Raw genomic sequence first — 7,553 nt, 5'->3', positions numbered from 1 at the left:
CGGCTGACCCGACGGGAACGGCTGGACCTGGCCCCGACCGAGGTCCTCGGGCTCTTCGTGGTGGGCCGGCTGGCCCGCCGCCACGGCTGGACGGTGCGCCTCACCCCGACCCTCGGCGGCGGAGTCACCGCCCACCTGCAGATCCCGGCCACCGCGCTGATGGACACTCCGGCCAATCCCCCCTTGGAGAGTCTTTTCCAGGTGGGCGGTCCGGGCCCGACGGCATCCCTCGGTGCCACCGCCGGGGCGGCCGTCGGCAGCCAACGCCCCATCGACCGAGCCATCCCGGCTCCAGCGGCCGGCGACCGGGTACCCGAACTCGACAGCACCCTGCTCCGACGAATCATCGACGTGCTGGGGGACGGCGAGTCGTGGAACGCCTTCGTGACCGACCGGAATGGCCGTCCCGCAGGAACCACGGGACGCGTCAACATCAACCCGCAGCTGCCCGACAGTGGTGCGCCTGCGACCTACCGGGCCACCGCCCCCGCGCCGGTGGGGACACTCGAACCCGGCGTACGCCGGGCGGAGCCAGGCCCTCCTGCCACCGATCCGGCCCGCTCGCAGCACGCCCCGGGGCAGGCTCCGCTGAGCCGGCGGGTGCCGGGGGCGACCCTCGCGGTTCCCCCGCCCCGCCCGACTGTCAGCCGCCAGCCCGATGATCCGGCCGAGGTCCGCAACCGCCTCAGCGAGTTCGAGGCGGGCATCGCCCGCGCCTTGCGAGAAGTCAGTCCCACCAGTCGCAACGAGGAGGAAACATCCCGGTGAGCAGCTCCTTTCTGCACGACAACCTCGAGAGCCAGCACGCCGGCCCGGGCGGTGACCTGAGCCCGGAGGCTCGCACCTTCAACTGGCTGCTGGACTCCTTCACCTCCAGCACCGCCGGGGTGCTGGAGGCGATCGCGGTCTCCTCCGACGGCCTGTTGATGGCGATGTCGGCGATCAAGGACCGATCCAACGCCGAGCGGCTCGCCGCGGTGGTCTCGGGCATGACGAGCCTGGCCGGCGGTGCCGCCAGTTGGTACGCCCTCGGCGGACTGAACCGGGTGATCGTGGACATGGCCGAGGGCTACCTGTTGATCAGTTCGATCAGCAGCGGCTCCGTGCTCGGAGTGGTCGCCGAACGGTCGGCCAACCTCGGCACCGTGGCGTACGAGATGACCCTCTTCACCGGGCGGGCCGGCGGTGCCCTCACCCCCCGGCTCATCGCCGAGCTCAAGAGCGCCGTCCAGCAGTGACCACCCGCCACACCGCGGACGCGGAGCCGGATCCGCAGGCACCACGGATCCGGCCCTTCCTGCGCTCACCGCCTCCCGGTGGTGAGTGGAGCCTGGCTTTCCTTCCCGCCACGCCTCAGGTGCCCGAGCCGCCGGCGCCGCGACCCTTCGTGCTCACCGCCGGACGGGTCGCTGGCGCCGATCCGGCAATCGGGCTGGAGACCCAGGTGACCGCCTTGCCAGAAGGCGACCGGTGGGCCCTCGCCGGCCTCGCCCCTGAGCTCCGGGCGATCGTCGCGCTCTGCGCCGAGCCCATCTCGGTGGCGGAGATCTCCGCACAGACGCGGATGCACTTCGGCGTGACCCGAGTGTTGGTCGGTGACCTGCGGGCCGCCGGCCACCTGGAGGTGCACGTCGACGACGCCGACGCCCACGACCCCGACCTCATCCTGCGAGTGATTGATGGACTCCGTGCGATCTGCTGAACGCCCGCCCGACCCGCCGAACGAGGCCGCCACCATTGCCGCCGACAGTGTTCCCACCAGCGCCCACCGGCCGAGCCGAGCACCCACCCCGGTACCGATTCCGGTCAAGATCGTGATCGCCGGCGGCTTCGGAGTCGGCAAGACCACCACGGTCAGCGCGATCTCCGAGATCACCCCCCTGACCACCGAGGCGGTCATGACCACCGCGGCGATGGGCGTGGACGACCCCGGCGCACACACCACGAAGACCACCACCACCGTCGCGATGGACTTCGGCTGCATCACCATCGACCAGGGCCTGAAGCTCTACCTGTTCGGCACCCCCGGGCAGTCCCGGTTCGGCTTCATGTGGGACGACCTCGCCCGCGGGGCGCTCGGCGCACTCGTCGTGGTCGACAGCACCCGCCTCGACGACTGCCACCCCGCCATCGACTACTTCGAACAGTCCGGGCTGCCCTTCGTCGTCGCGGTCAACGCCTTCAACGGGCAACTCGCACATGACCTCGGCGCGATCCGGTGGGCCCTGGCCATCGGCGAGGACGTACCCTTGCTGCGCTTCGACGCCCGCGACCGGCTCTCGGTACGCGACGCCCTGCTGGCTGTCCTGGACCGCGCACTGCGTTGCGCCTCCGAGCGGGCCACGACCTGAACCCTCATCCCGAGGTCGTCGCCGAACCGGTCTCTTTGCGGTCCCGCCTGAACCGGATGCCGCTCGGGACCGTCGAGTCGCGGGAGCCCGGCGGGGATCCCGCGACTCGGTCGACAGTCGCTCGTCGGGTCAGTTCAGCAGCATCCGAGCGCCGCACCGCGGAGGGACGAGCATCATGACCACCCAGCACGGCAACCGAACCAGCCCGGTCAACCAGGTTCGGGCTGCCGACCACCCGCACGCCGAGCCGGAGCCCGGCAGCGGCTCTCCTCGCGCCCAGGAGCCGGCCGCGGCCGGACGGCCCGGCGAACCGGGCGCGCCCGAGCGGCCCGAGGTCGTGGTGTCGGTTCCGGCGACCGCGGGGCGGCCCGGCTCCGGGCCGGCGGCGGCGCACTGGCAGGCTCCCCGTCAGCCATCGTGGGAGGCGGACCCGGCCGAGACGGCCCCGACTCAAGCATCGCCGGCAGCGAGCATTCCGCCGGCCGAGTGGGGCTGGCGCGGCCGGGCCAACCGGTTGACCGGTGGGGCGTTGACCTTCGTTCCCACCCAGGACGAGCTCATGCACCGGGCCGCCCGGCGACGGATGCTCCGACCGTTCAATCGGACCATGACGGTGCTCGTGGCCAACCCCAAGGGTGGCGCGGCGAAGACGCCGACCACGCTGCTCACCGCCGCGAGCTTCGGCCATCACCGGGGCGGTTACACCCTGGCCTGGGACAACAACGAAACCCGGGGCACCCTGGGTCTGCGCGGTGAGGCGGCCACGCATCAGCAGACCGTCGTCGATCTCCTGCACCGGATCGACGAGTTCCTCGCGAAGACGTCCAGCGTCGGAACGCTCGCGGGCTACCTGCGGCCGCAGAGCGCCCGCTTCGACATCCTCGCCTCCGACGAGACGCCCGGCCGGATGGAGATCATCGACGACCGCGCGTTCAGCAAGCTGTGGTCCGCACTCAGCCGGTTCTACCGGGTGATCCTGCTCGACTCCGGCAACAACGTCCGGGCGGCGAACTGGCAGGCGGCGGTGGACCGGGCGGACTGCCTGGTGGTGCCGACCACGGTGCAACGGGACGTCGCCGAGAGTGGCCTGTGGATGCTCGAGCACCTCATCCAGACCGGCCGGGCGGAACTGGCAGCCAACGCGGTCGCCATCATCTCGTGCGCGGATCCGAAGACGGACCCCACGCTCCTGGCCGAGATCACCGAGCGGTACCGGGCCGTCGTCCGGGACGTCGCGCTGATCCCGTATGACGATCTGATCCGCAGCGGCGGGCGGATCCAGTACGACATGCTGACGGTGGAGACCCGGCGGGCCTCGTTGCTGGCCTGCACGTCGATCATCGACTCACTCGCTCTGCGGGATCAGGGCTGAACCGGCGCGGGCGCGCGACGCACCGCGGCGACGAGCCGCCGCAACGACGTCCGCGCCCGCCGGTCGTGCACCGAACCGGCCGCCTCCGGTGCCCCCTGCCGGTGGTCGTAGAGCTCGGCGGGCAGCTCACGCAGCAGAGTGACGAGCGGGTGGTCGGCGTCGGCGGGTTCGGCGCCGAGCACCCGGAAGCGGGTGCCCGGTCGGAAGAGGACCGGCCCGTCGCCGCGTTGGGCTGGCCGCCGACCGTCGCTCACCCAGACCGCCAGCAGCGGCTCCCGAGGGTACGGCTCGACCAGCGGCCAGGCCGCGCCGACCACGTCCACGGTCATCACCTCCCGACCGGGCTCGGAGACGCCCGACGGCACCTGCCCGGCGACAAGCAACCCGCCACGGTGTTTGGGCAACCGCTGGAGACCGGCGACCAGACAGCCGAGCGCTGACGGCGGCACCGGATCGGCGGTGAAGACCGGGTCGGCGGCGAGGTACGCCTCGACCGCCACGAGTTCGAGGGCGGCGGCTTCCAACGCGTCGAGGCCGAGCCCGACGTCCGCCATCTGGCCGCCGTAGTGGGCGTACCGGTCGCCCAACAGCTCACGCAGTCTCCACCGATCATCGGCGGTGCTCACCGGCGGTACGGAGGTCAGCGGCGCGACGCCGTCCGCAGGTTCGAGCCGCAGCGGTCGCCGTGCTCCCGCCCGGGGCACGGTGCGACGAGGCGCCAGGTGTACGCGGGCGGGCGCCGCCGGCACATGCCCACGCGCGGCGACGGGGGCGCCGCCAGCAGCCGGTCCGGCCTGGGCCGCGACCATCGCTCTCGCCGACGACCCCGGCACGGCCACGGCTGCGAAGTCGGGCACCGGTTCGGGTGCGGCCTCATCCTCGCGCACCGCCGCGGGCACTGCCCCGACCTCAGGTACCGCCACGGCGGCGAACTCAGGCTGGGGTTCGGGATTTGGCGCGGGCTCCGGCGCGGGCTCGGGCGCCGGTCCGGATCGGTCAGTCGTCGTCGGGGGCGACAGCTCGACCAGGCTCGCCGGGTCGAGCGGGGTGAGCAGTGGGCCATACCGGGTGACGAGGGCGGCCCAGGCCGGGGCGCCCAGGTCGGCCGGCGGCCGGGTCACCGTCAACCGGAGCACCTCCCGGGCATCCGACGGCAGCTGACCCACCAGTCGATCGAGCAGCGTGGGTAGCATGGCGACGGCCTGGATCGCCGGTGCACCGAGCACCAGCAGCAGGTGCTCAGGCGGCGGCACCAGGCGGCGGACCAGATCCTGCTCGGCGTCGTCGTCACCGTGACGTAGCCACAGGCCGGCCCGCACCACCTCCACGGACCAGTCGTCGTCGAGGTACTGGCGGCCGTCGCGTACCGGGGCGTCTCCCAACGGCCGATACCAGGACAGCACCTGCGGCGCCATGCCCGCCTGAAACGTGAGTCGCCGCGCGAACGGCCGGACACTGCGGAAGCCGGGACCGCCGGGGGCGGCCCGCTCGGTGTGCACCGCCATCGCGTCCTCCAGCAGGGGGACCATTTCGATCACCCCGCCCGCCCGCGCGACCAGCTTCTCCACCGCAGCAGCGAGCACCTGGTCATCGATGCCGTAGGGCACCAGCGCCATCCGTCGACGCAGGGGGCGCGGCAGTGCCTCGAGGGCGGCACGAGCACGATCCGGGGAGAGCTTCCCACCCGGCCGACCGACCAGGACCATGGGCAGCCCGTCATTGACGGCGAGGTTCAGGGGAACACCGTCGACGGTCACGGAATCGGCATCGTGCAGCCAGAGTCCGGCGGGAATCGCCGTGCAGCGCACCCCGGCCGGCACCGGGCGCGCTGCTTGCGGCAACAGCCGCTGCCAGGCCGGCGCCGGATGCCGGGCGCCGTACCGCTCCGCCGGACCGCCGGGCCGGTAACCGCACCACTCGCCCTGGGTGACGAAGAGGTTGCCATCGGGCAGCAGGAGCACCGGGCCGGAGGGCGCGACCACCTCCAACCCGAGTCGGTCGGCCAGGGCTCGGGCGATCTCCGGTCGGCCCGCCTCGGAGAGCACCAGGCGGACCGACCGGCAACGCACCGGTACGTGTTCGGCCAGCAGCGCGGCCAGCTCCGGGAGGGTGAACGCCGGCTCGGCGGCCACGATCACGATGTGCCGGTCCGACTCGCGGGTGATCCCGGCAATCGCCTCGACGGGTGGGGGGACGCTGTTGCGGACGATGACCGTAGTCCGGTCGTAGCCGTACGCCCGCGGCTGGTCGTGTCGCTGGCTCATCCCGCTCCTACCCCCGATGGTCCGCTCATCCGGGCGAGCCGTCGGACGCCGCGGTCCGCACGGGTACGCGGGGACCGGCACGGCCCGCTGGCCCGCAGCCGACCGGTGCCACGGTCGATTCCGCGCCCGGTCATCGTCGCGCGGGCGTGGCCTCACCTCCGGCGAGCCGGGCCCGGACGACGGCCGTGCCATCATCCCTGGTTACCGAGAAAAAGGCCATTTCGTCGGGGGGTACCCGCACCTCGCCGGTCAGCTCCTGGACGCCCTCGGCACCCGACCACTCGGCCACCGGCAGACTGACGCCGGCGGTGGTCACCGCGTAGAGCCGGTAGCGGACGCCGACGTCGAGACCGACGATCGTGACGAGCACGCTGCTGTCCTCGCCGCGCCCGATGACCGTGACCGCCAGCCGGGTCGCGTCCTGCACACCCTCGGCGGTCGCGGCCACGCCCACCGTCGTGATCGGTTCACCCGGCACGGACCCACCCTGCCGCCACACCCCGATCGCCACTCCCACCGAGAGGGCCACCATGGCGCTCACGCCCAGCAGGGCCAGCCGAAGCGGGCGGCTACGCAGCACGTGGCGCCGCTGGGGCGGCCCGGCGTCAGGTCGACTCCGTGGTCCGCCGGGGCACACCGACCCGGTCCGGCGCCCGGCGCCCTGATGGGGCACACCGCCGGCGGCCTCCGCCTGCCGTTCGGCCAACAGCGGCAGGAGATCGTCGTCCGGGATCTGACTGAGTCCCACCACGACCGGTCCCAGGTCCGCGCAGTCCTGCTGACACCGTGCGCAGTGTGCCAGGTGCCGCTCGAAGGCCGTCTCCGCTTCTTCGTCCAAGGCGCCCAGCAGATAGAGCGCAGCGGAGGAGTGGATGCCATCCTCGCGGCCAGCGGTGCTCATGGGCGGTCAGCTCCGACTGAAACAGGAACACCGGTCGATGATGGCGACATGCCTGGGCCGGGATCGATGGACATGCCCCAGGACGGTACCCGGTCGCACCGCCGAGACGACCCTATAACACGGCTCTTCGAGGAAGGCGAGAGGCACGTCATCCGAACGTACCCACGGCGAATCGAAGCGCCCGGAGTGCGTAGTGCGCCCGGGACTTGACCGTGCCCTCCGGGATGCCCAGTCGCGCTGCGGCCTCCTCGGTGCTGCGGCCCAGCAGGTAGACCTCGATCAGCACCGCCCGGTGCGGGGCGGTGAGCTTGGGAAGTGCCCGGCGGATGACCTCCGCGGCGATCACTTGATCGACGCGGTCGCCCTCCTCCGGCAGCCGCGTCAGATCCAGCGCCGTCACTTCACTCGGGCGGGCCCGCCGGGCCCGTGCGGCGTCGATGGCGATGCGTCTCGCCACCGTGAACAACCACCGGCGCTGCGACTCCGGATCTGTCGGCAGGTCATCGAGGTGGCGCCAGGCCCGCAGCATCGTGTCCTGCAGCAGATCCTCGGCGAGATCCTGCTCGCCGAGGCTGAGCCGGTGCAGGAAGCGGTAGAGCGCCTCGGCGTGCTCAGCATGCAGGTGACGCATGCGCTCGTCCCGCCAGGACTCCGACCGCGCTGTC

General features: G+C 72.4%; 7 protein-coding genes and 1 pseudogene. 5 read left to right on the top strand and 3 right to left on the bottom strand.

Annotation, left to right across the window (positions count from 1 at the left end; translation table 11 throughout):
• The 5 genes and pseudogenes from AC5L3Z_RS29325 to AC5L3Z_RS29305 all read left to right on the top strand — a co-directional run.
• Positions 1-768 (top strand): annotated as a pseudogene (locus tag AC5L3Z_RS29325) (histidine kinase); the annotation flags it as partial.
• On the top strand, positions 765-1,238 hold the full coding sequence (locus AC5L3Z_RS29320) for a roadblock/LC7 domain-containing protein (RefSeq protein ID WP_494846598.1): 474 nt from the start codon (positions 765-767) through the stop codon (positions 1,236-1,238). The pseudogene AC5L3Z_RS29325 and the gene AC5L3Z_RS29320, both read left to right, overlap by 4 nt.
• Positions 1,235-1,702, top strand: coding sequence for a DUF742 domain-containing protein (locus tag AC5L3Z_RS29315; RefSeq protein ID WP_494846596.1), 468 nt, complete (start codon positions 1,235-1,237; stop codon positions 1,700-1,702). The genes AC5L3Z_RS29320 and AC5L3Z_RS29315 overlap by 4 nt, the downstream gene beginning before the upstream one ends.
• On the top strand, positions 1,689-2,351 hold the full coding sequence (locus AC5L3Z_RS29310) for a GTP-binding protein (protein WP_494846594.1): 663 nt from the start codon (positions 1,689-1,691) through the stop codon (positions 2,349-2,351). The genes AC5L3Z_RS29315 and AC5L3Z_RS29310 overlap by 14 nt, the downstream gene beginning before the upstream one ends.
• Positions 2,352-2,526: 175 nt before the next feature.
• A complete protein-coding gene (locus tag AC5L3Z_RS29305) occupies positions 2,527-3,723 on the top strand; it encodes a MinD/ParA family ATP-binding protein (RefSeq protein ID WP_494846592.1) in 1,197 nt (398 codons plus the stop codon).
• Here the strand turns inward: AC5L3Z_RS29305 and AC5L3Z_RS29300 are convergent.
• The 3 genes from AC5L3Z_RS29300 to AC5L3Z_RS29290 all read right to left on the bottom strand — a co-directional run bounded on the left by AC5L3Z_RS29300 (position 3,714) and on the right by AC5L3Z_RS29290 (position 7,519).
• Entirely contained in the window at positions 3,714-5,987 is a 2,274-nt protein-coding gene (locus AC5L3Z_RS29300; RefSeq protein WP_494846590.1) for a hypothetical protein, read from the bottom strand. The two genes, AC5L3Z_RS29305 and AC5L3Z_RS29300, sit on opposite strands and share 10 nt — an antisense overlap.
• Positions 5,988-6,117: 130 nt before the next feature.
• Entirely contained in the window at positions 6,118-6,888 is a 771-nt protein-coding gene (locus AC5L3Z_RS29295; protein WP_494846588.1) for a zf-HC2 domain-containing protein, read from the bottom strand.
• 148 nt (positions 6,889-7,036) lie between these two features.
• Complete coding sequence (locus tag AC5L3Z_RS29290; protein ID WP_494846586.1) at positions 7,037-7,519, bottom strand: sigma-70 family RNA polymerase sigma factor; 483 nt, start codon at positions 7,517-7,519, stop codon at positions 7,037-7,039.
• Positions 7,520-7,553 lie beyond the last annotated feature (34 nt).

The organism is Micromonospora sp. LZ37 (assembly GCF_059359015.1).
Note: the sequence above shows the minus strand (reverse complement) of the source record. Positions and strands in the feature narration are given on the sequence as shown.

Bases quoted from the DNA above. Each gene is read 5' to 3' on its own strand.
- AC5L3Z_RS29305 (WP_494846592.1), top strand. From the start codon at position 2,527: ATGACCACCCAGCACGGCAACCGAACCAGCCCGGTCAACCAGGTTCGG.
- AC5L3Z_RS29300 (WP_494846590.1), bottom strand. From the start codon at position 5,987: ATGAGCCAGCGACACGACCAGCCGCGGGCGTACGGCTACGACCGGACT.
- AC5L3Z_RS29295 (WP_494846588.1), bottom strand. From the start codon at position 6,888: ATGAGCACCGCTGGCCGCGAGGATGGCATCCACTCCTCCGCTGCGCTC.
- AC5L3Z_RS29290 (WP_494846586.1), bottom strand. From the start codon at position 7,519: ATGCGTCACCTGCATGCTGAGCACGCCGAGGCGCTCTACCGCTTCCTG.